Source organism: Streptomyces javensis (genome assembly GCF_039525925.1).
In the GTDB taxonomy this organism is placed as follows: Bacteria; Actinomycetota; Actinomycetes; order Streptomycetales; family Streptomycetaceae; genus Streptomyces; species Streptomyces asiaticus.
In genome coordinates, this window is record NZ_BAAAIF010000003.1 from 88,679 (window position 1) to 109,645 (window position 20,967).

The window sequence follows — 20,967 nt, forward strand, 5'->3', positions numbered from 1 at the left end:
GGAGTGAACCCCGCTCCTTCAAACGCCGTCTTACTGGGCACAAATCGTGCGGATGCCGCGCAACAGAACCGAAGATCCTCTTGACCGAAGCGACGGGAATACAGATGTCTGACAGTCAAGATGCCGAAACTTCCGGGAAGGTTCCCACCCGGATACGGCGCCTGCCACGCGGTCCCAGGCCGGAGGCGGTGCCCACCGCCGTCGGCACCGCGTGCACGCTGATCGGGCTGATGGACATCGTCTTCCCCCGGCTGCGGCACAGCAGGGTGCACGCGCTGGCCGAGCTGCTGCCGGGCGCCGTGAGCTCCCTGGCGGCCGCCGCCTCGATCGTGGTCGGTCTGCTGCTGCTGATGCTGGCCCACGGCCTCAAACGGCGTAAGCGGCGGGCGTGGGTCGCGGCCGTGGGGCTGCTGCCGGTCGGCGCCGCCGCACAGCTGCTCTACCGGCACTCGGTCATCGGCATGGTCCTCTCCCTCGTGCTGATGGGGGTGCTGATCCGCTACCGCGCCGAGTTCGCGGCGCTGCCGGACCCCCGCAGCCGCTGGATGGCGCTGGCCAACTTCGTGATCATGGGAGCGGTCAGCGTCACCGTGGGGCTGCTCATCGTCCGGTCCCATCCGGACGCCATCGAAGGAAGCCCGTCGCTCGGCGAGCAGCTGGAGCACGTCCTGTGGGGCCTGTTCGGCTTCGAGGGGCCGGTCGACTACCGCCACGGCGCGGACTACACCGTCGGCTACTCCCTCGGCGCGCTGGGCCTGCTGACCGTGGCCACCACCGCCTATCTCGCCTTCCGCCCCGAGCACCCCGCCGCCCGCCTCACCGCCGAGGACGAGGAGCGGCTGCGGGGCCTGCTCGACACCCACGGACGCCGCGACTCGCTCGGCCACTTCGCGCTCCGCCGCGACAAGGCCGTGGTCTTCTCCCCCACCGGCAAGGCCGCGGTCTGCTACCGGGTGGTCTCCGGGGTGATGCTGGCCAGCGGCGACCCGGTCGGCGACGTGGAGGCGTGGCCCGGTGCGATCGCCCGCTTCATGGAGGAGGCCCGGGCCCACTCCTGGACCCCGGCGGTGATGGGGTGCAGCGAGACCGGCGGCGAGGTGTGGACCCGCGAGACCGGCCTGGACGCGCTGGAGCTCGGCGACGAGGCCATCGTCGATGTGGCGGACTTCACCCTCTCCGGGCGCGCCATGCGCAATGTGCGCCAGATGGTCAAGCGGATCGAGCGGGCCGGGTACCAGACCCGGGTGCGGCGCGCCGGTGAGCTGAGCCCCGAGGAGCTGGAGGCCATCCGGCGCGCCGCCGCCGACTGGCGGGGCACCGACACCGAGCGCGGCTTCTCGATGGCGCTGGGCCGGATCGGTGACCCGGCGGACGGGGACGCGGTCATCGCCACCGCCCACAAGGCCGCCGAGGAGGGCGCGCAGGAGGGCCCGTACGGGGATCTCAAGGCCGTACTGCACTTCGTGCCGTGGGGCCGGGACGGGATGTCGCTGGAGCTGATGCGGCGCGACCGCAGCGCCGACCCGGGCATGAACGAGCTGCTGATCGTGGCCGCGCTGCGGGCCGCCCCCGAGCTGGGCGTGGAGCGGGTGTCGCTGAACTTCGCGATGTTCCGCTCGGCGCTGGCGCGCGGCGAGAAGCTGGGCGCGGGCCCGGTGCTGCGCGGCTGGCGGGCGCTGCTGGTGTTCCTCTCCCGCTGGTTCCAGATCGAGTCGCTGTACAAGTTCAACGCGAAGTTCCAGCCGCGCTGGGAGCCGCGCTTCGTGGTCTTCCGCAACACCCGCGACCTGCCCCGGATCGGCCTGGCCGCGATGCAGGCCGAGGGGTTCGTCTCGCTCGCCCTGCCCCGGCTGCTGCGCCGCGGCCGCCGCCCCGAGCCCCGGCCCTGCGCCCATCGGCACCTGGCCGAGGGCCGGGAGCTCCAGCAGGCGGCCTGATCCAGAACGCGGCCCCTGCACCTAGGCTGGGCACATGAGCACGTTGCATGGGCGGGGCCGGGTGGCCGGACTGCCGGAGTGGGACCGGTGCGCGGTGATGGGCGTGGTGAACGTCACGCCCGACTCCTTCTCCGACGGCGGACAGTGGTTCGACACCGATCTGGCCGTCAAGCACGGTCTCGATCTGGTCGCCGCCGGGGCCGACCTGGTGGACATCGGCGGCGAGTCGACCCGGCCCGGCGCGGCGCGCGTCGACGAGGCCGAGGAGCTGCGCCGGGTGATCCCGGTGGTCCGGGAGCTGGCCGCGACCGGGGCCGTGATCAGCGTGGACACCATGCGGGCCACGGTGGCCGAACGGGCCGTGGAAGCCGGGGCCCGGCTGGTCAACGACGTCAGCGGCGGCGGCGCCGACCCCGCGATGGTGCCCATGGTCGCCGCGGCGGGGGTGCCGTTCGTGGTGATGCACTGGCGCGGCCAGTCGATCGACATGAACAACCGGGCGGTGTACGCGGACGTGGTCGGCGAGGTCGTCGGCGAGCTGCGCACCGCCCTGGAGGGGGCGGTCACGGGCGGTATCGACCCGGAGCGGATCGTGGTCGACCCGGGCCTGGGCTTCGCCAAGGACGCCGAGCACGACCTGGCGCTGGTGGCCCATCTGTCCGCGCTGCGGGAGCTGGGCCGGCCGCTGCTGGTGGCGGCCTCCCGCAAGCGGTTCCTGGGACGCGTCCTGGCCGGTGACGGGGGCAGCCCGCCGCCCGCCCGGGAGCGGGACGCCGCCACGGCGGCGGTCACCGCGCTCGCGGCGCGCGAGGGCGCCTGGGCCGTCCGGGTACACGAGGTACGGGCCAGCGCGGACGCGGTGCGCGTGGCGCGGGCCATCGAAGCGGCCGAGACCACGGCGGGAGCGCTGTGACTTCCCTTACGGACAACGAGCGTGTGGCGCTGGTCAACACCGCGCTGTACGACGCCATGGAGCAGGGCGACCACGCCACGCTCCAGCGGCTCTGGCTGGACTCCCCCGACACCGAGGTGTCCTGTGTCCACCCGGGCTGGCCGGTGCTGCGCGGCCGGGGCGAAGTGCTCCGCTCCTACGCGCTGATCATGGCCAACACGGACTACATCCAGTTCTTCCTGACGGATGTCGAGGTGTCGGTGATGGCCGACACCGCCATGGTGACCTGCACCGAGAACATCCTCAGCGGCGCCCCGGCGGAGGAGGAGGGCCAGCTCGGCCCGCTGGTGGGCCAGCTGGTCGTGGCCACGAACGTGTTCCGCCGGACGGAGGACGGCTGGAAGGTCTGGGCGCACCACGGCTCCCCGGTGCTCGCGGAGAGCGACGACGAGGAGCCGGGCGGCCCCGAAGGCCCCGCCGACGACGGACTGCTGCCGGGCTGAGCCCACCGGAGTTCGCGCCCCGCCAGGTGGGGGTAGGAGGCTGTGGCGCGGAGCGTCGGCAGCCGGCGCCGCCCACCCCATGGGCGGGTGCCGCCGGAGCTCGCAGGTAGATTCGAGGCAGGTACCCCCGCATACGGCAGGGGACGGGTGGTGCGTTCCGGATGGGACGTACCCGCGTACCGACGACCAGCAGGAGTGGTTCAGGTGGATCGTGTCGCGCTGCGCGGCCTGAGGGCCCGCGGGCACCACGGTGTGCTGCCCCATGAGCGCGAGGAGGGCCAGGACTTCGTCGTGGACCTCGTGCTCGGCCTGGACACTCGGCCCGCCGCGGCCGACGACGACCTCGGCAGGACCGTCCACTACGGCGTGGTGGCGGAGGAGGTCGTGGACGTGGTCCGGGGTGAGCCGGTCGATCTGATCGAGACGCTAGCCGAACGGATCGCGGACCGGTGCCTCGAGCACGACGTGGTGCGGGAGGTCGAGGTCGTGGTGCACAAGCCGCAGGCCCCGATCACCGTGCCCTTTGACGACGTGACCATCACCATCACCCGGAGCCGAGTATGAGCAGCAGCGACCCGACCGTGCAGCCCGTTCCCACCTCCGTGGTGGAGCAGGTGGACGCCGCCGATGTGACATTGAGCAACCCCAAATGGGCGGTGATCTCGCTCGGCAGCAACCTGGGCAACCGCCTGGAGACCCTCCAGGGCGCGATCGACGCGCTGGAGGACACCCCGGGCCTGCGGGTCAAGGCCGTGTCGCCGGTGTACGAGACCGATCCGTGGGGCGTGGAGCCGGGCACCCAGGCCACGTACTTCAACGCGGTGGTGCTGATCAAGACGACGCTGCCGCCGTCCTCGCTGCTGGAGCGCGGCCATGCGATCGAGGAGGCGTTCGAGCGGGTGCGGGACGAGCGCTGGGGCCCGCGCACCATCGATGTGGACATCGTGGCGTACCAGGACGTGGTCTCCGACGACCCGCAGCTGACCCTGCCGCATCCGCGCGCCCATGAGCGCGCCTTCGTCCTGGTGCCGTGGAACGACGTGGATCCGCAGGCCGAGGTGCCCGGGCGCGGGACGGTCGCGGGGCTGCTGGCGGCGGTGGGCCAGGACGGGGTCCGGGGCCGCGTCGATCTGGAACTGCGACTGCCCGAGTAGACGTTGATCCGGATAGGTTCCGGGAGACGCTGGCACGTACTGGATTGAGGGGCGACCGCTCGGTGAAGCAACTTCGGATCGGGGTGCTGGTCGGGCTGTTCGCCGTGGCCGGTGTGGTGTCGTGGGCGGGCGCCCGGCTGTGGGACACCTTCGGGTCGCTGCCGAGCGTCCCGGTGGCCGCGCCGATCGTGCTGGCCCTGATCGCGGTCGTGCTGGCCGCCACCGCGCTGTCGCTGCGGGCCCGGCTGCGCGCCCAGCGGGAGCGGCAGCCCGACGCCAAGGGCGTGGACCCGATGGTGGCCGCCCGTGCGGTGGTCTTCGGGCAGGCCAGCGCGCTGGTGGCGGCGCTGATCGCGGGGATGTACGGCGGGGTGGGCCTCTTCCTGGCCATGGAGCAGCTCGATGTGCCCGCCCGCCGCGATCAGGCGCTCTACGCCGGGGGCTCGGTCCTGGCGGGCGCGGGTGTGGTGGCGGCCGCGTTCTTCCTGGAGCGGGTGCTCAAGCTCCCGGAGGACGACGACAACGACGGGAACGGCCCGAGCGCGGCGGCCCGCGCCTGAGGGGCACCCGGGCCCCAGGGGCCCGCCAGGTGTGTGGGGAGCCCGGAGAGCCGCTCAGCGGGCCATGATGAGGCTCATCGCCTCCGCCCGGGTGGCCGGGTCGCGCAGCTGGCCGCGGACGGCCGAGGTGAGGGTCTTGGCGCCGGGCTTGCGCACCCCGCGCATGGTCATGCACATGTGCTCGCACTCGACCACCACGATCACCCCGCGCGGTTCCAGTATCCGCATCAGGGAGTCGGCGATCTGAGTGGTCAGCCGCTCCTGGACCTGGGGGCGGCGGGCGTAGACATCGACCAGCCGGGCCAGCTTGGACAGCCCGGTGATCTTGCCGTCGTGGGACGGGATATAGCCCACATGGGCCACGCCCACGAACGGCACCAGGTGGTGCTCGCAGGAGGACATCACCTCGATGTCCTTGACCAGCACCATCTCGTCGTGGCCCAGGTCGAAGGTGGTGGTCAGGACGTCCTCGGGCACCTGGCGCAGCCCCGCGAAGATCTCCTTGTACGCACGGGCCACCCGGCCCGGCGTCTCGCGCAGCCCCTCCCGGTCGGGGTCCTCGCCAACGGCGATCAGCAACTCGCGGATCGCGTTCTCGGCGCGCTTCTCGTCGAACACGCCAATGGGGCTCTCGCCGTCCAGCGTCACCGGGTCGGTCATGGACTGCCTCGTTCCTCACATACACGCACACGAACGCGAAAATGCCGCGTCCACCAGGCTAGAACCTGATGGACGCGGCATTCATTCCGGGGCCACCGGGAGCGGAGACCGCCCCCGGTGAGGGGGATCAGTTCTCCGAGCCGGAGCCCGATCCCTCGGGTCGCTCGGCGCTGTCCTCCGGGGCGGTGCTCTTGGTCAGCGAGGCCGCCGAGGTGGGCTGGGCGCCGTTGGCCGGGGCCAGCTCCTTGGGGGAGAGCACCGGCGGACGGGTGGAGGGCGTACGCCGCGAGGAGCCGGTCCACGCCGGGCGGGCCGGGCGCTTGACGACCGGGGCGAAGATCTCGGCGATCTCCTCCTTGTTCAGCGTCTCCTTCTCCAGCAGCGCCAGTACCAGGTTGTCCAGGACGTCCCGGTTCTCGACGAGGATCTCCCACGCCTCGTTGTGCGCGGCCTCGATGAGCTTCTTGACCTCCTCGTCCACCAGCGCGGCGACCTCTTCGGAGTAGTCGCGCTGGTGAGCCATCTCACGGCCGAGGAACGGCTCGGAGTTGTCGGAGCCGAACTTGATCGCGCCGAGCCGCTCGGTCATGCCGTACTGCGTGACCATCGCGCGGGCCGTGGTGGTGGCCTTCTCGATGTCGTTGGACGCGCCCGTGGTCGGGTCGTGGAAGACGAGCTCCTCCGCGGCCCGGCCGCCCATCATGTAGGCGAGCTGGTCCAGCATCTCGTTGCGCGTGGTCGAGTACTTGTCCTCGTCGGGCAGGACCATGGTGTAGCCCAGGGCCCGGCCTCTGGAGAGGATCGTGACCTTGTGCACCGGATCGCTGTTCGGAGACGCCGCCGCGACCAGGGCGTGACCGCCCTCGTGGTACGCGGTGATCTTCTTCTCCTTGTCGCTCATGATCCGGGTCCGCTTCTGCGGACCGGCCACGACTCGGTCGATCGCCTCGTCCAGGAAGTGGTTGTCGATCAGCTTCTTGTCGCTGCGGGCCGTCAGCAGGGCGGCCTCGTTCAGCACGTTCGACAGATCGGCACCGGTGAAGCCGGGGGTGCGACGGGCGACGGCCGACAGGTCGACGTCCGGGGCGACCGGCTTGCCCTTCTGGTGGACCTTGAGGATCTCCAGCCGGCCCTGCATGTCCGGGCGGTCGACGGCGATCTGCCGGTCGAAGCGGCCCGGGCGCAGCAGCGCCGGGTCGAGGATGTCGGGCCGGTTGGTGGCGGCGATCAGGATGACCCCGCCCTTCACATCGAAGCCGTCCATCTCGACGAGCAGCTGGTTCAGCGTCTGCTCGCGCTCGTCATGGCCGCCGCCCATGCCCGCGCCGCGGTGCCGGCCGACGGCGTCGATCTCGTCGACGAAGACGATGGCCGGGGCGTTGGCCTTGGCCTGCTCGAACAGGTCGCGGACCCGGGAGGCACCCACACCCACGAACATCTCGACGAAGTCGGAGCCGGAGATCGAGTAGAAGGGGACACCCGCCTCGCCCGCGACGGCACGCGCGAGCAGCGTCTTACCCGTACCGGGCGGGCCGTAGAGCAGCACACCCTTGGGGATCTTGGCGCCCACGGCCTGGAACTTCGCCGGCTCCTGGAGGAACTCCTTGATCTCCTGGAGCTCCTCGACCGCCTCGTCGGCCCCCGCCACATCGGTGAAGGTCGTCTTCGGGGTGTCCTTGGTGATGAGCTTGGCCTTGGACTTCCCGAAGTTCATCACCCGGGAGCCGCCGCCCTGCATCTGGTTCATCAGGAACAGGAAGACCACGACGATCAGCACGAACGGGAGCAGCGAGAGCAGAATCCCGACGAACGGGTTCTGCTTCGACGTCGAGACGTTGTACCCGTCGGGGATCCCGCCCTGCTTCTGGGCGTTGGCCTGAAGAGTCTTGGCAAGATCGACGCCCTGGTCACCGATGTAGGTGGCCTGGAGCTTGTCGCTGCCCGAGATCTTGGCGACGTTGTCCTTGAGCTTGATCTTTACCTTGTGCTCGTCGCCGGTCGTCAGTTCGGCGGACTGGACCTGGTTCTGGTTGATCGCCTTGACGACCTGACTGGTGTCCACCGACTTGTAGCCGCCGGACGAGCCGACGACCTGCATCAACACGACCACGGCGAGGACGGCCAGCACGATCCACATGACCGGCCCACGGAAGTAGCGCTTCACGTCCATCCATACGGGGCGAAGCCGCCCCGTCCCTCCTGCCACAGTGAGGCACGGCAGCCCTGGAGGGGCGCTCGTGCGTGCGGTGTATTGCGGTGTATGAGCTGTGTAATCCTCAGTCTCGAAAAAGACTGACCTTCGGACGGTACCCCAGCATTGTCACCCGACGCCGCCGTGGACTGTTAACAAAACCGCCTTCCCCTGCTCCAACGGCGGAAAACCCCGCCAGGTTCCCAGGAGGGGCGGCGGCGCCCGTCAGCCGCCGTAGACGTGAGGGGCCAGGGTGCCGACGAACCGAAGGTTCCGGTACTTCTCGGCGTAGTCCAGGCCGTAGCCGACGACGAACTCACTGGGGATGTCGAAGCCGACCCACTTCACATCGATGGCGACCTTGGCCGCCTCCGGCTTGCGCAGCAGGGTGCAGACGTTCAGCGAGGCCGGCTCGCGCGAGCCCAGGTTCGACAGCAGCCACGACAGCGTCAGTCCGGAGTCGATGATGTCCTCGACGATCAGGACGTGTTTGCCCTTGATGTCGGTGTCCAAGTCCTTCAGGATACGCACCACGCCGGAGGACTGGGTGCCCGCGCCGTAGGACGACACGGCCATCCAGTCCATGGTGACGGGCGTGGAGAGGGCACGCGCCAGATCCGCCATCACCATGACCGCGCCCTTGAGCACGCCGACGATCAGCAGATCCTTGTCCGCGTACTCCTCATCGATGGCGGCGGCCAGCTCGGCCAGCTTCGCGTTGATCTCTTCCTCGGTGATGAGGACCGACTTGAGGTCGGTGCCCATGTCCTTGTCGTCCACCCGCGCCACTCTCGTTCGACTACCGGCTCAACTGGCTCGGGCGGATCAGCCCTGCCGGATGACCAGTCTGCCACCCTCCCGGCGGACCTCGACGCGGCCGGGGAGGTTGATGGCCCGCTGCCCCCGCCAACCGGTGATCAGCCGGTCCACCTCTTCGATGTGGCGGGCGAAGAGCGAACCGGCGGGCGCGCCCGCGGCGATGGCGGCCCGGCGCAGCACCCGGCGGCGGACGGCGGTGGGCAGTCCGTGCAGGCCGACGGTGTCGAGGTGCACGGCCTGCGCGCCACCGGCCGCCGCCGGTGCGGTGGTCATCACATCGGCCTCGGCGCGGGCGGCCCAGGCGTCGAGGGCGTCGGCGTCGTCACGGGAGAGCTGGGCGGTGCGGGCGAGCGCCTCGACGACGCCCTTGCCGAGCGCCTTCTCCAGGATGGGCAGGGCCTCGTGGCGGACCCGGGAGCGGGTGTAGGAGGGGTCCACGTTGTGCGGGTCGTCCCAGACGGGCAGCGACTGGGCCAGGCACGCCTCGCGGACGGTGTGCCGGTCCAGCTGGAGGAAGGGGCGGCGGTAGCGGCCGCCGGCGCCGGAGACCCAGGCCATACCGGACAACGAGCGGGTGCCGGAGCCGCGGGCGAGGCCCAGCAGAACCGTCTCGGCCTGGTCGTCACGGGTGTGGCCGAGCAGGACGGCGGCGGCGCCGTGGCGCTCGACGGCGGCGTCCAGCGCGGCGTAGCGGGCGTCCCGGGCGGCGGCCTCGGGGCCGCCGCCGCGGCCGACGGACACGGCGATCGCCTCGACCGGCGCCAGGCCCAGGGCCCGCATCCGGTCGGTGACCTCGGCGGCGCGGACCTCGGAGCCCTGCTGGAGGCCGTGGTCGACGGTGACCCCGCCGGCCCGCAGCCCGGCCCGCGGGGCCTCGAAGGCGAGGGCGGAGGCGAGTGCCATGGAGTCGGCGCCGCCCGAGCAGGCGGCGAGCACGAGCGGTGCGTCGTCCCGCGGGGCGGAGCCGCGGGGGCCGGGGGCGGCGGGCGCCGGGGAGGGGGAGGGCGGAGCGGGGGGCGACGAGGCGGCCGAGGGCGCGGCCGAATGGGCGACGAGGATGTCGTGGAGGACGCGGCGGACCGCGAGGCGTATCGCGGCGACCGCTGGATGGGGACCCATGTCCGTTTCCCATCTGTCATTCGAGGGGGTGCCTCGGGGGGTACGAGGAGTACGAGCGGTACGAGGCTTTCGTCACGCTGCGTATGTCGATGGTGACAGAAGCGAGCTGTTCCCCGAGCATCGCACGCCTACCCGTCGCCAACGGTCCCTCGGACGAGTGATTAAAGGGGGCGTTCGTCCGTTTTCGCGTGTGCCGGGGGTGTGCCGGTTCTAGGACTCCGCCTTGCGGTGCACCCGTGCGACCCACTCGGCGGGTTTGCTGATCTCCGCCTTGGTCGGAAGGGTGTTGGGCGAGGTCCAGACCCGGTTGAAGCCGTCCATGCCCACCTGGTTCACCACGGCCCGCACGAACCGCTCCCCGTCACGGTACTGCCGCAGCTTGGCGTCGAGCCCCAGCAGCTTGCGCAGCGCCTGGTCGAGCCGGCCCGCGCCGCTCGCCCGGCGCTTCTGGAACTTCTCCCGGATCTCCGCGACGGACGGCACGACCTCCGGCCCCACCCCGTCCATGACGTAGTCGGCGTGCCCCTCCAGCAGCGACATCACCGCGGTCAGCCGGGCCAGGATCTCCCGCTGGGCCGGGGTCTGGACGAGCTCGATGATGCTGGGCGCGCCGTGCCCGTCCGGCTCGTCCCCCTCGTCGGCGGGACGGCCGCCGCTCAGCGACTGGACGGCCTCGCGGACCCGCTCCAGCAGGGTGGCCGGGTCCACGTCGGTCTCGCCGAGGAACGCCTGGATCTCGGACTCGATGTGGTCGCGCAGCCAGGGCACGGCGGTGAACTGGGTGCGGTGGGTCTCCTCGTGCAGCGCGACCCACAGCCGGAAGTCGTGCGGGGCCACGTCGAGTTCGCGCTCCACATGGACGATGTTGGGCGCCACCAGCAGCAGCCGGCCGCCGCCCGGGGAGCCGGGCAGCTCGCGGGTCGAGGGCGCGAAGGTCTCGTACTGGCCGAGCACCCGGGAGGCCAGGAAGGACAGCAGCATCCCCAGCTCGACGCCGGTCACCTTGCCGCCGACCGCGCCCAGCACCGCCCCGCCGGGGAGCCCGCCGCGCCGGTCCTGCATCTTGCCGAGCAGTGGTTTGAGGATCTGCCGGAAGCCCGCCACGTTCGCCCTGATCCAGCCCGCGCGGTCCACGACGAGGACGGGGGTGTCGGAGGCCGGGCCGCCGGAGACGGCCATCCGGGTGAAGGCGCGGACGTGCTCCTCCGAGGACTTGGCGTGCCGTCGCAGCTCCGCGACGACCGCGCGCGCCTCCTCGCGGCTCACCTCGGGCCCGGGGCGCACCAGCCGGGTCGCGGTCGCGACCGCGAGGTTCCAGTCGACCATCTCCACACCACCGATGCTCGTCATGGCTTCACGGTACGTGGCCCGCGCCCCATCCGGGAGGACACCGGGGGCCGCACAGGCGGCCGCCCCGCGTCCGGCCGGGGGTATGACACAGGCTCTCAGCGGCAGCCGCAGTTGGCGAGGGCCGAGGCCATCCGGTCCAGGGCGCGCTGGGCGCCGGTGGCGTCGGTGGTGCCGTTGGTCAGATACGCGAAGACCAGCAGCCGGCCGTCCGCGTCCACGACCGAGCCCGCGAGGCTGTTGACCCCGGTGAGGGTGCCGGTCTTGGCCCGGACCACGCCCCGGCCCACCGCGTCCTGGGCGTAGCGGGTGCGCAGGGTGCCGGTGAATCCGGCCACCGGCAGCCCGGTGAGCAGCGACCGCAGTTCGGGGTGGTCGCGGTCGGCGGCGCGCACCAGCACCTGGGCGAGCAGCCCGGCGGAGACGTGGTCGGCGCGGTCGAGCCCGCTGCCGTCCGCGATCCGGGCACCGCCCAGCGGCAGCCCGAGCTTGCGCAGCCGCTGGGTCACGGCCTTCGCCCCGCCCTCGAAGCTGGCGGGCTCGCCCGCGGCGATGGCGGTCTGCCGGGACAGGGCCTCGGCGATGTCGTTGTCGCTGGTGGTCAGCATCCGCTCGACGAGCGAGGACAGCGGCTGGGAGCGGACGGAGGCCACCGTACGGGCGCCCTTGGCGGCCTTGCCCGCCCGAGGCTCGTCCTTCACCTCGACGCCGCGGTCGCGCAGCATCTCGGCGAAGGCGCCGGCCGCGTCGGCGGCCGGGTCCCCGGCACGCGGGGCCGTGCCGTGGTCGCTGTCGTCCTTACGGCCCTCATCGGCCATCAGGGGGACGACGGGCGAGAGGTTCTCGTTGGGGCCGATGGGGTGGAGCTTCGGCCCGGAGTAGAGCGAGGTGTCATAGCCGAGCCGGTAGGGGCCCGCACCGCGCTTCTTCAGGGCGCGGGCGGTGTCATCGGCCAACTGGCGGAGTGCGGCGGGGTGGTCGTCCCCCTTGACGGCCCGCGCGGTGAGCGTGGGGTCGCCGCCGCCGACGAGCACGATGTCGTGCTTGCCCGCGCCGGCCACGACGCTGGTCCTGATGCGGTGGTCCGGGCCGAGTGCGGAGAGGGCCGCGGCACCGGTCGCGAGCTTGATCGTCGAGGCGGGGACGATGGCCGTGCCCGCCTTGGCGCCGAACACCTGCTGACCGGTGGTCACGTCCATCACCGCCACCGAGCGCTCACCGCCCAACGCGGGGTCCTTCAGCAGCGGTTCGAGCGTGTCGGCGAGCCCCGCCCCGGTGGGTGGCGGCACGGCGTCGCCGCCGCTGTCCGACGACCGGGGCGCGGACCGCGTGCCGAGCGCCGCCAGGACGGGCGCGGCGCTGGGCGCGGGGCGCCCCGGGGCGCCGTGCCGCTCGCCCGGGACACCGTCCTCGGCGGCGCGGGCGCGTTCGGCCGTCCGCTGGCCGCCGTCCCAGGGCCCGGCCACCAGCACCGACACCACGGCGACGACCAGGCCGGTCGCGGCGGAGACCGCCACCAGCTGCCACGTCCGCCGCTGTTCCGGGGGCGCGCTACGCCATTCGCGCCGGACACGGGCGCGCACGCGGTTCCACTCGCGCAGCCCACGCCCGCGCATCCGGTCAAACCCGCGCAGCCCACGCCCGCGCATCCGGTCCAACTCGCGTCGCCCACGGCTCAGCCGGTGGCTCAGCCACTCCCTGACCTGCCACGATCGGGCTTCAGGCACGACCGACCAGCCCCTTTCGCCACCACACACCTGCGTGGGGGACACTTAATCACCAGACGTATGTGTTGATCATGGAGGAGCCACCCGTGGAGTTCGACGTCACCATCGAGATCCCGAAGGGTTCGCGGAACAAGTACGAGGTGGACCACGAGACGGGTCGCATCCGCCTTGACCGGCGACTCTTCACGTCGACCAGCTACCCCGCGGACTACGGCTTCGTCGAGAACACCCTCGGCGAGGACGGTGATCCGCTGGACGCACTGGTCATTCTCGACGAGCCGACGTTCCCCGGCTGCTTGATCAAGTGCCGCGCCATCGGCATGTTCAGGATGACCGACGAGGCGGGCGGCGATGACAAGCTGCTTTGCGTACCGGCCTCCGACCCCCGGGTGGAGCACCTGCGTGATATTCACCACGTTTCAGAGTTCGACCGCCTGGAAATCCAGCACTTCTTCGAGGTCTACAAGGACCTGGAGCCGGGGAAGTCGGTCGAGGGGGCCAACTGGGTGGGCCGCGCCGAGGCCGAGGCCGAGGTGGAGGCATCCATCAAGCGTCTCGAGGCCGCCGGCGGCCACTGAGTCCTGAGCGATAGATGTACGCCGGGAGGGCGGGGCACCACGCGGGTGCCCCGCCCTCCCGGCGTTTCCGGGGCCGGGCGGCGGCGGTCTCCGGCCCCGGAGCGACAGCCCCGGGGCCCGGTCAGAAGCCCCGGGTGCGCTTGGCGGCGCGGCGGCCGGAGGGGTCGGTGTCCGCGCCGGGCATCTTCAGGAAGAGGCGCGCGGCCTCGCCTCCCAGGTTCACCCCTATGGCGATCGCCAGGGCCAGTGCCGCCGCCTGGGTGAGGTGCGGAATGCCGCGGTCCAGATTGCCCTGGGCCAGCGCGAGCAGCCCGAAGTAGGTCGCGCTACCGGGCAGCAGGGGCCCTATCGCGGCCGTGACGTACGGCAGCGCCGAGGCGTATCTGTACCGCGAGAGCAGCTGGCCGAAGAGGCCGACCAGCCCGGCGGCCACGGTCGTGGCGGCCACCGGCGGGACATTGGCGGTGTCGGCCAGCGCGCCGTAGACCACCCAGGCGACCCCGCCGTTGAGCGTGGCGAACAGCACGGTGTGACGTTCCTGCTGGAGCAGGATGCAGAAGGTCAGCGCGAGCAGCATCGCCGCCAGGATCTGGATGTACGGCCGCTCCACATGGCGCAGCGCCGCCTCCGGGTTGAGCTTGGCGTCGAGCTGGAGGCCCCCGTAGAGCACCGTGAGCACCCCGCAGACGATGCCGACGATCAGATAGCCGACCTCCAGCAGGCGCGCCGCCGCGGTGATGTAATAGCCGGTCAACCCGTCCTGGACGCCCGCGACCAGGGCTCGCCCCGGGATCAGCGCGAACAGCCCACCGGTGATCACGGCGGACGCCTGGAGCCCGGAGTTGGCGAGGCTGAGCAGTACCCCGATCGCGGCGGGCGGCATCGCGGCGGCCACGAACTGGTAGAACTCCGGAAGCCCGCGCCCCGAGGCCAGCCACGCCAGCCGGTCGCCGAGCATCGCGCCGAGGGCCGCCGCGAAGAAGACCGGCCAGTCACCGCCGACCAGCATGCTCGCCGCGCCGGCCAGCCCGCCACCGGCCACGGTGAGCGCCCAGCCGGGGTAGGGGTGGCGGTTACGGCGTATCTCGGCGAGCCGCCGGTACGCCTCCTCCAGCGTGAAGTCGTCCCGCGAGGTGATGTCGTCCACGAGCCGGAAGACCGCGGACAGCCGCGTGTAGTCGGTGCCCCGGCGCCGTACGGTCCGGCTGGCGGTGACCGGGTCGTCGACCAGCGAGGGCTGGTAGCTGACCGACAGCAGGGTGAAGGTGACGGTCGGCTCGCAGCGGTCGAGCCCGTACGCGTGCGCCACGCCGAGCATCGCCGCCTCGACGTCCTCGGCCCCCTCACCGCCCGCGAGCAGCAGCTCGGCGATGCGGAGAGTGAGGTCGAGCACACGCGGCACGGCCGGGCCGGTATCGTCCTGCCGCTCGACGCGCTCGGGCGTCGGGCGCTCGCTGATCGGCATGCGCAGCATCGTGCGCATCCGGTCCTGCCAGGGGGCGTCCTTGGTCAGCCGGACGACGGGGATGCCGTTCGGCGGGGTGATGACGGGGAAGCCGCCGGTGGTCTGGTTGTTCGAGGGGGTCTTCACCCCGGCCGGCGGCACGAAGGCCGAGCCCTCGGGCTCGGCGGGGGCTTCCGCCGTCAGCCCGTCCGGGACGGCGAACTCCGATGTCGGGTGCTCGTCCTCGGGCGGCGGCGGCAGGGGTACGCCCAGGGGCGGGGTGAAGGCGCTGTGCGCCTCGTCGGACAGCGGCTTCTGCTGCTCCCCCGTGTCCGTCTCCGCCGCGCTCACGGCACGCGGCATCTGCTGACGGTCCGACCTCACGTCTCCTCGCTCCTCACCAGCCCTCCCCGTATGTTTCCCAGCGGCCAAGGATGCAACATCGGCGGCCACCGGAGCCCATTGTGCGGGGCGGTGACCGCCGAGTGGCAGGTGGGGGCGGTGTGTGACGGATGTGAAGCCTGGTGAAAGGCCCGCTCAGCGCTTGGCGTGGCGCCCGCGCGGCCCCTGGGAGGGGGAACCCGGGGCCGGGCCCTGCGGCTCCGGCTGCGCGGCGGCCTCCTTCTTCGCCTTGCCGCGCGCCCGGAGGAACTCGATCACGATCGGGATGATCGACAGCAGCACGATCGCGATCAGCATCAGCTCGATGTGCTGATGCACGAAGTCGACCTTTCCGAGCGCCGAGCCGAGCAGCGTGACGCCGGTGCCCCACAGCACACCGCCGATGACGTTGAAGATGATGAACGAGCGGTAGTTCATCCGGCTGACGCCCGCGATGATCGGCGTGAACGTCCGCACGATGGGCACGAAGCGGGCGAGGATCAGCGATTTCGGCCCGTGCTTCTCGAAGAACTCATGCGCCTTCTCCACGTTCTCCTGTTTGAAGAGCTTGGAGTCGGGGCGCCGGAACAGCGACGGCCCCACCTTGCGGCCGAAGAGATATCCGGCCTGGTCACCGAGGATCGCGGCGACCGCCACGGCCACGCACACCAGCCACAGATCCTGCTTGATCACATCGGTGGTCACCAGCAGGCCGGTGGTGAACAGCAGCGAGTCGCCCGGCAGGAAGAAGCCGATGAGCAGGCCGGACTCCGCGAAAACGATGGCCAGGACGCCGAGTAGACCGAAGGTCTCGATCAGATAGTCCGGGTCCAGCCACTGAGGGCCGAGCGCGAGAGTGGTCACGGGTGACAGGCTCCTGGGTCGAGGGAAGCAGGCTCGTGCGAGGCCCGGCCGCAGGTTCGGGGCGGACTGAAGTTCTTCGCAGTGTGCCGCCCAAAGCTATCAACGCCGTGTGCGTGCCCTTGGTTCCCACCGCGAAGGAGGCCCGCCCTCGACCGCCACCCCCGGGGACGCCCTGACGGAGTACCCGGCGGGCCACGCGGCGGAGCCGCGTATCGATGCGTCCCGCCGCGGGCGTCACGATCCGTCGGACGCCTCCTGGCCGTGCCGCTCCGCGTTGGCGAGGATCGCGTCCCGGAGGTAGACGGCCAGCCCCGGGCCGGCCTTGTCGATGTTCTCCGTGAAGCGGTGGTCCGAGACGTACATCCGGCCCAGACAGGCGTGCATCTCATAGCCGCACTCGTAGTGGTTCCGGCCGATCCCCTGCCGGTGCTCCTCGGCGAGGTCCATCGCCGCCTCGGACGTCGGCGGGGTGCCCGCGCCCATCAGCGCGACGAAGCGGTTGCTGAGATCGTCCGCCTCCTCCTGGATCCGCTTCCAGTCCTCCTTGGTGTACGAGGCGGCCCTGCGCTGGGACTCCTTGTACGCCTCGGTGTTCCCCCAGCGCTGCTCGACCTCCTCGTGGTGCTCGTCCGGGTCGAAGTCCCCGAAGACCTCGAACTTCTCCTCGGGGGTCAGATTGATGCCCATCTTCCGCGCCTCCATGGCTTGTTCGACGGCGGCGGCCATCTTCCGCAGCCGCTCGATCCGGTCGGACAGCAGCTGGTGCTGGCGCCGCAGGTGGGCCTGCGGATCGATGTCCGGGTCGTCGAGCAGCACCGCCACCTCTTCGAGCGGAAAGCCGAGCTCCCGGTAGAACAGGATCCGCTGGAGCCGGTCGAGGTCGGCGTCGTCGTAACGCCGGTGCCCGGCCGCGCTGCGGGCGCCGGGGCGCAGCAGTCCGATCTCGTCGTAGTGGTGCAGCGTGCGCACCGTGACGCCGGCGAAGCCCGCCACCTGTCCCACGGAATAGCTCATGGCCGAATCCGCTCTCTTTCCGTTCGGTACGGGTTCCACGGTGCTCCCTCACGTGGCGTGAGGTGCAAGTCCGGATGGCGAAACCGGCTGGGCGGCGCGGCGGACCGCTGTCATCCTGCCGCTCGTGCTGGGGATAACCGATCTTTCGACGTATCTGGCCGGTCTGGCGCTGATCATCCTGCTGCCGGGCCCCAATTCGCTGTATGTGGTGTCGGTCGCGGCCCGCTGCGGCGCCCGGACCGGCTATCGGGCGGCGGCCGGGGTGCTGTGCGGCGACACCGTGCTGATGGCGCTGTCGGCGGGCGGGGTGGCCTCGCTGCTGCATGCGAGCCCGGTGCTGTTCGCGGTGGTCAAGTTCGCGGGCGCGGGCTATCTGACCTGGCTGGCGGTGGGCATGCTGCGCGGGGCGCGGGCCCTGTGGCGCCGCCGTCCGGGGACCGCGGAGGCGGCCCGGAGCGCGGCGGAGGCGCCGGGCGCGGACGGGGCCGCGGATGCGGCCATGGGGTCCGCGGACGCGGCCAAGGAGTCCGCGGAGGGCGAGCGCCCGTACCGCAGGGCGCTGGTCATCAGCCTGCTGAACCCGAAGGCGATCCTCTTCTTCATCTCCTTCTTCGTGCAGTTCGTGGATCCGGACTACGCCCATCCCGCGCTGTCCTTCGTGGCGCTGGGCGCCTGGGCGCAGCTGTTCAGCATCACCTATCTGACGGTGCTGATCTTCAGCGGTACGTATCTGGCGGCCACCTTCCGGCGGCGCCGGCGGCTGCGGGCGGGGCTCTCGGCGGCCGCGGGCACGGCGTTCCTCGGCTTCGCGGCGAAGCTGTCGCTCAGCAGCGCGGGGTAGCGAGGGATAGCGCGGGATAGCGCGGGATAGCGCGGGATAGCGCGGGATAGCGCGGGATAGCGAGGGGCGGGACGCGGGGGCACGGCGCGGGATCAGGACTTATGCCTGATATGCCTCTAATTTAACGAAGATGGCTCTTCATGAAGGCACTCGCGGTCGACACGACGGGGAAGAACGCCCCGAGTTCTCCATCAATCCGATCTACGGCGAGGCCAATCCGGTCAGCGGCATGACCGGCAAACCCCCGCGCCGCCGCCTCCCGGACGGGCCGATGGCGCCCACGACCGCGTATCAGTTCGTCCATGACGAGCTGATGCTGGACGGCAACGCCCGCCAGAATCTCGCCACCTTCGTCACCACGTGGATGGAGCCGCAGGCGGGCAAGCTGATGTCCGACTGCCGCGACAAGAACATGATCGACAAGGATGAGTACCCACGCACCGCCGAGCTGGAGCGGCGGTGCGTGGCGATGCTCGCCCATCTGTGGCACGCCCCCGACCCGGACACGGTCGTGGGCTGCTCCACCACGGGGTCGAGCGAGGCGTGCATGCTGGCCGGAATGGCCTTCAAGCGGCGCTGGGCCAAGCGGAACCCGGTGAGCTATCCGGCGACCGCCCGCCCCAACCTGATCATGGGGACCAATGTCCAGGTGTGCTGGGAGAAGTTCTGCAACTTCTGGGAGGTGGAGGCGCGACAGGTGCCCATGGAGGGCAACCGGTTCCACCTCGACCCCCAGGGCGCCGCCGAGCTGTGCGACGAGAACACCATCGGGGTCGTCGCGATCCTCGGCTCCACCTTCGACGGCTCCTATGAACCCGTCGCCGAGGTGTGCCGGGCGCTGGACGACCTCCAGGAGCGCACGGGACTGGACATCCCGGTGCATGTCGATGGCGCCTCGGGCGCGATGATCGCGCCGTTCCTCGACCCGGACCTGGTATGGGACTTCCAGTTGCCGCGGGTCGCCTCCATCAACGCCTCGGGGCACAAGTACGGCCTGGTCTACCCCGGGGTGGGGTGGGCGCTGTGGCGAACGTCGGACGCGCTGCCCGAGGAGCTGGTCTTCCGCGTCGACTACCTGGGCGGCGACATGCCGACGTTCTCGCTCAACTTCTCCCGCCCCGGCGCCCAGGTGGCCGCCCAGTACTACACCTTTGTCCGCCTGGGCCGGGAGGGCTTCCGCGCCGTCCAGCAGAACACCCGCGATGTGGCGCGCTCGCTCGCCGAGCGGATCGAGGCGTTCGGGGACTTCACCATGCTCAGCCGCGGCGATCAGCTCCCGGTGTTCGCGTTCACCACGGCTGAGGGGATCCGCAACTTCGACGTCTACGACATCTCCCGGCGGCTGCGCGAACGCGGCTGGCTGGTGCCCGCGTACACCTTCCCGCCGAACCGGGAGGACCTGTCCGTACTGCGGGTGGTGTGCCGCAACGGCTTCTCGGAGGACCTGGCCGATCTCTTCCTGGGCGACCTCGGGTCACTGCTGCCGGACCTGCGGTCCCAGCCCGCGCCGATGGGGAAGGTCGTCAAGGCGTTCCACCACTGAGTCCGGTGTCTCCGGTCCTGGGGCGACGGCGATCAGCGCGTACGGGCCGGGGCGACGGCGATCAGCACGTCCCGGCCGGGGCCACGGCGATCAGCACGTCCCGGCCAGGGCCACGGCGATCAGCACGTCCCGGCCAGGGCAACAGCGATCAGCGCGTACGGTCCGGGGCGACAGCGGTCAGCACGTCCCGGCCAGGGCAACGGCGATCAGCACGTCCCGGCCAGGGCAACAGCGATCAGCACATCCCGGCCAGGGCCACGGCGATCAGCGCGTGCGGGCCGGGGCCTGGAGCAGTTCGGCGCGGCGCCGGACCGCCTCCAGCGCCCCTGGTCTGCGGCCGGGCACCCGGCCCCGCAGCTCGATCAGCAGCGGGGCCAGGGCACCGGCCCTGGCCCGGTCCGCCACGAACTGCCACTGGTGGTGGGCCCGGTCCACGGCCCCCTCGACCTCGGGGTGCTCGGCCGGTTCCCCGTTGCCCAGCCGCGCGTCGGCCACCGCGAGCCACAGCTCGCAGGCGCGGGCCGGGTCCCCGGCGATACGGGAGAGATCGGCGCGGACCTCCAGCCAGTGGATCGCCTCGTCGGACCGGGGACCGGCCGTCCGGAGCGCCTCCTGCTCCCAGGCGGCCGCCATGGAGGCCGCCTCGCTGTGCCGCCCCGCGTTGGCCGCCTCGAATATCGCCGCGTGCGTCGAGGCGAGCGGATCGGCCACGGGCGCCCACCCGGGCGGCGGAGGCGCGGGGGCGTGCGTCGGCTGCGGCGGGTGCAGCGATGGGGGCGTCGGCAGGGGATCGGCGGGGCGGAACGATTCGGGAGGGCCGGGCGGCATGGGCGGCGGGGAGGCCGAGACCGGTCCGGCTGCCCGGGTGGCCCCGGTGACCCCGTTCTGCCCGGTTGCCCAGGTGGCCCCATTCTGCCGGGCTGCCCCGCTCGGCCCGGCTGCCCCCGTCTGCCGGATCTCTCCGGTCTGCCCGGCGGATATGGCGTGCCCGGTCGGCCCGGTGGCCCCGGTCGACCCCGCCTGCCCAGCCGCCCCGGTCGACCCGGCTTGCCCAGCCGATATGGCCTGCCCGGCCGCCCCGGCCTGCCCGGTCTGGCCGCTCGTCCCCGTGGCCCCGGTCTGGCCGGTCGGCCCGAGCTCTCCGGTCTGTTCAGCCGATATGGCGTGCCCGGTCGGCCCGCTGGCCCCGGTCGACCCGGTCAACCCGGCTTGCCCAGCCGATACGGCCTGCCCGGCCGCCCCGGCCTGCCCGGTCTGGCCGCTCGTCCCCGTGGCCCCGGCCTGGCCAGTCGGCCGGAGCTCTCCGGTCTGTTCAGCCGATATGGCGTGCCCGGTCGGCCCGCTGGCCCCGGTCGACCCGGTCAACCCGGCTTGCCCAGCCGATACGGCCTGC

At 71.7% G+C, this 20,967-nt stretch carries 19 protein-coding genes; 9 read left to right on the forward strand and 10 right to left on the reverse strand.

Going from position 1 to position 20,967, the window contains the following annotated elements:
• The first annotated feature begins 104 nt into the window (after nucleotides 1-104).
• The 6 genes from ABD329_RS04470 to ABD329_RS04495 all read left to right on the forward strand — a co-directional run bounded on the left by ABD329_RS04470 (nucleotide 105) and on the right by ABD329_RS04495 (nucleotide 5,046).
• The gene (locus ABD329_RS04470) at nucleotides 105-1,937 is read left to right on the forward strand and encodes a phosphatidylglycerol lysyltransferase domain-containing protein (protein WP_198277990.1); all 1,833 of its coding nucleotides are present in this window, start codon (nucleotides 105-107) and stop codon (nucleotides 1,935-1,937) included.
• A gap of 34 nt (nucleotides 1,938-1,971) precedes the next feature.
• The gene (folP, locus tag ABD329_RS04475; RefSeq protein WP_198277989.1) at nucleotides 1,972-2,850 is read left to right on the forward strand and encodes a dihydropteroate synthase; all 879 of its coding nucleotides are present in this window, start codon (nucleotides 1,972-1,974) and stop codon (nucleotides 2,848-2,850) included.
• Nucleotides 2,847-3,332: a nuclear transport factor 2 family protein gene (locus ABD329_RS04480; RefSeq protein ID WP_037964699.1), complete on the forward strand. Its 486-nt coding sequence runs from the start codon at nucleotides 2,847-2,849 to the stop codon at nucleotides 3,330-3,332. Before folP ends, ABD329_RS04480 begins: the two co-directional genes overlap by 4 nt.
• Nucleotides 3,333-3,536: 204 nt before the next feature.
• Nucleotides 3,537-3,896, forward strand: a complete 360-nt coding sequence (folB, locus tag ABD329_RS04485; protein WP_020870351.1) for a dihydroneopterin aldolase — start codon at nucleotides 3,537-3,539, stop codon at nucleotides 3,894-3,896.
• A complete protein-coding gene (gene folK / locus ABD329_RS04490; protein ID WP_198277988.1) occupies nucleotides 3,893-4,486 on the forward strand; it encodes a 2-amino-4-hydroxy-6-hydroxymethyldihydropteridine diphosphokinase in 594 nt (197 codons plus the stop codon). The genes folB and folK overlap by 4 nt, the downstream gene beginning before the upstream one ends.
• 62 nt (nucleotides 4,487-4,548) lie before the next feature.
• A complete protein-coding gene (locus ABD329_RS04495) occupies nucleotides 4,549-5,046 on the forward strand; it encodes a DUF3180 domain-containing protein (RefSeq protein WP_198277987.1) in 498 nt (165 codons plus the stop codon).
• Nucleotides 5,047-5,100: 54 nt separating this feature from the next.
• Here the strand turns inward: ABD329_RS04495 and folE are convergent, their stop codons facing one another.
• The 6 genes from folE to dacB all read right to left on the reverse strand — a co-directional run bounded on the left by folE (nucleotide 5,101) and on the right by dacB (nucleotide 12,909).
• A complete protein-coding gene (gene folE / locus ABD329_RS04500; protein WP_137978541.1) occupies nucleotides 5,101-5,706 on the reverse strand; it encodes a GTP cyclohydrolase I FolE in 606 nt (201 codons plus the stop codon).
• Between the two features lie 127 nt (nucleotides 5,707-5,833).
• Nucleotides 5,834-7,876 (reverse strand): ATP-dependent zinc metalloprotease FtsH, encoded by a 2,043-nt coding sequence (gene ftsH / locus ABD329_RS04505; RefSeq protein WP_198277986.1) that lies wholly within the window; start codon nucleotides 7,874-7,876, stop codon nucleotides 5,834-5,836.
• Between the two features lie 246 nt (nucleotides 7,877-8,122).
• Complete coding sequence (gene hpt / locus ABD329_RS04510; RefSeq protein ID WP_198277996.1) at nucleotides 8,123-8,662, reverse strand: hypoxanthine phosphoribosyltransferase; 540 nt, start codon at nucleotides 8,660-8,662, stop codon at nucleotides 8,123-8,125.
• 60 nt (nucleotides 8,663-8,722) lie between these two features.
• Nucleotides 8,723-9,835: a tRNA lysidine(34) synthetase TilS gene (tilS, locus tag ABD329_RS04515; RefSeq protein WP_344315984.1), complete on the reverse strand. Its 1,113-nt coding sequence runs from the start codon at nucleotides 9,833-9,835 to the stop codon at nucleotides 8,723-8,725.
• A 210-nt stretch (nucleotides 9,836-10,045) separates the two neighbouring features.
• Complete coding sequence (locus ABD329_RS04520; protein WP_198279399.1) at nucleotides 10,046-11,185, reverse strand: zinc-dependent metalloprotease; 1,140 nt, start codon at nucleotides 11,183-11,185, stop codon at nucleotides 10,046-10,048.
• Between the two features lie 95 nt (nucleotides 11,186-11,280).
• Nucleotides 11,281-12,909, reverse strand: coding sequence for a D-alanyl-D-alanine carboxypeptidase/D-alanyl-D-alanine endopeptidase (gene dacB / locus ABD329_RS04525; RefSeq protein WP_344315985.1), 1,629 nt, complete (start codon nucleotides 12,907-12,909; stop codon nucleotides 11,281-11,283).
• Nucleotides 12,910-12,995: 86 nt separating this feature from the next.
• On the opposite strand from dacB, the gene ABD329_RS04530 reads away from it, so the two are divergent.
• Nucleotides 12,996-13,487 carry an inorganic diphosphatase gene (locus ABD329_RS04530; RefSeq protein ID WP_014061662.1) on the forward strand — a complete coding sequence of 164 codons (492 nt, stop codon included), beginning with the start codon at nucleotides 12,996-12,998 and terminating at the stop codon, nucleotides 13,485-13,487.
• Between the two features lie 121 nt (nucleotides 13,488-13,608).
• Here ABD329_RS04530 and ABD329_RS04535 read toward each other — a convergent pair whose 3' ends face one another.
• The 3 genes from ABD329_RS04535 to ABD329_RS04545 form a co-directional block, all read right to left on the reverse strand.
• Nucleotides 13,609-15,294 carry a threonine/serine exporter family protein gene (locus ABD329_RS04535; protein WP_198279400.1) on the reverse strand — a complete coding sequence of 562 codons (1,686 nt, stop codon included), beginning with the start codon at nucleotides 15,292-15,294 and terminating at the stop codon, nucleotides 13,609-13,611.
• A gap of 174 nt (nucleotides 15,295-15,468) precedes the next feature.
• Complete coding sequence (locus ABD329_RS04540) at nucleotides 15,469-16,176, reverse strand: VTT domain-containing protein (protein WP_198279397.1); 708 nt, start codon at nucleotides 16,174-16,176, stop codon at nucleotides 15,469-15,471.
• 234 nt (nucleotides 16,177-16,410) lie between these two features.
• A complete protein-coding gene (locus ABD329_RS04545) occupies nucleotides 16,411-17,190 on the reverse strand; it encodes a MerR family transcriptional regulator (protein ID WP_198279396.1) in 780 nt (259 codons plus the stop codon).
• A gap of 124 nt (nucleotides 17,191-17,314) precedes the next feature.
• Here ABD329_RS04545 and leuE point away from each other — a divergent pair, with 124 nt between their 5' ends.
• Together leuE and gad are read left to right on the forward strand one after the other, a co-directional pair.
• A complete protein-coding gene (gene leuE / locus ABD329_RS04550; RefSeq protein ID WP_198279395.1) occupies nucleotides 17,315-18,031 on the forward strand; it encodes a leucine efflux protein LeuE in 717 nt (238 codons plus the stop codon).
• Between the two features lie 130 nt (nucleotides 18,032-18,161).
• Nucleotides 18,162-19,574: a glutamate decarboxylase gene (gene gad / locus ABD329_RS04555; RefSeq protein ID WP_198279394.1), complete on the forward strand. Its 1,413-nt coding sequence runs from the start codon at nucleotides 18,162-18,164 to the stop codon at nucleotides 19,572-19,574.
• 264 nt (nucleotides 19,575-19,838) lie between these two features.
• Here the strand turns inward: gad and ABD329_RS04560 are convergent, their stop codons facing one another.
• Nucleotides 19,839-20,285 (reverse strand): hypothetical protein, encoded by a 447-nt coding sequence (locus ABD329_RS04560; RefSeq protein WP_344315987.1) that lies wholly within the window; start codon nucleotides 20,283-20,285, stop codon nucleotides 19,839-19,841.
• Nucleotides 20,286-20,967: the final 682 nt, after the last annotated feature.

Coding starts and splice junctions, on each gene's coding strand:
- ABD329_RS04470 (WP_198277990.1), top strand. CDS start 105: ATGTCTGACAGTCAAGATGCCGAAACTTCCGGGAAGGTTCCCACCCGG.
- folP (WP_198277989.1), top strand. CDS start 1,972: ATGAGCACGTTGCATGGGCGGGGCCGGGTGGCCGGACTGCCGGAGTGG.
- folK (WP_198277988.1), top strand. CDS start 3,893: ATGAGCAGCAGCGACCCGACCGTGCAGCCCGTTCCCACCTCCGTGGTG.
- folE (WP_137978541.1), bottom strand. CDS start 5,706: ATGACCGACCCGGTGACGCTGGACGGCGAGAGCCCCATTGGCGTGTTC.
- ftsH (WP_198277986.1), bottom strand. CDS start 7,876: ATGGACGTGAAGCGCTACTTCCGTGGGCCGGTCATGTGGATCGTGCTG.
- hpt (WP_198277996.1), bottom strand. CDS start 8,662: ATGGGCACCGACCTCAAGTCGGTCCTCATCACCGAGGAAGAGATCAAC.
- tilS (WP_344315984.1), bottom strand. CDS start 9,835: ATGGGTCCCCATCCAGCGGTCGCCGCGATACGCCTCGCGGTCCGCCGC.
- ABD329_RS04520 (WP_198279399.1), bottom strand. CDS start 11,185: ATGACGAGCATCGGTGGTGTGGAGATGGTCGACTGGAACCTCGCGGTC.
- ABD329_RS04535 (WP_198279400.1), bottom strand. CDS start 15,294: ATGCCGCGTGCCGTGAGCGCGGCGGAGACGGACACGGGGGAGCAGCAG.
- ABD329_RS04545 (WP_198279396.1), bottom strand. CDS start 17,190: ATGAGCTATTCCGTGGGACAGGTGGCGGGCTTCGCCGGCGTCACGGTG.
- gad (WP_198279394.1), top strand. CDS start 18,162: ATGGCTCTTCATGAAGGCACTCGCGGTCGACACGACGGGGAAGAACGC.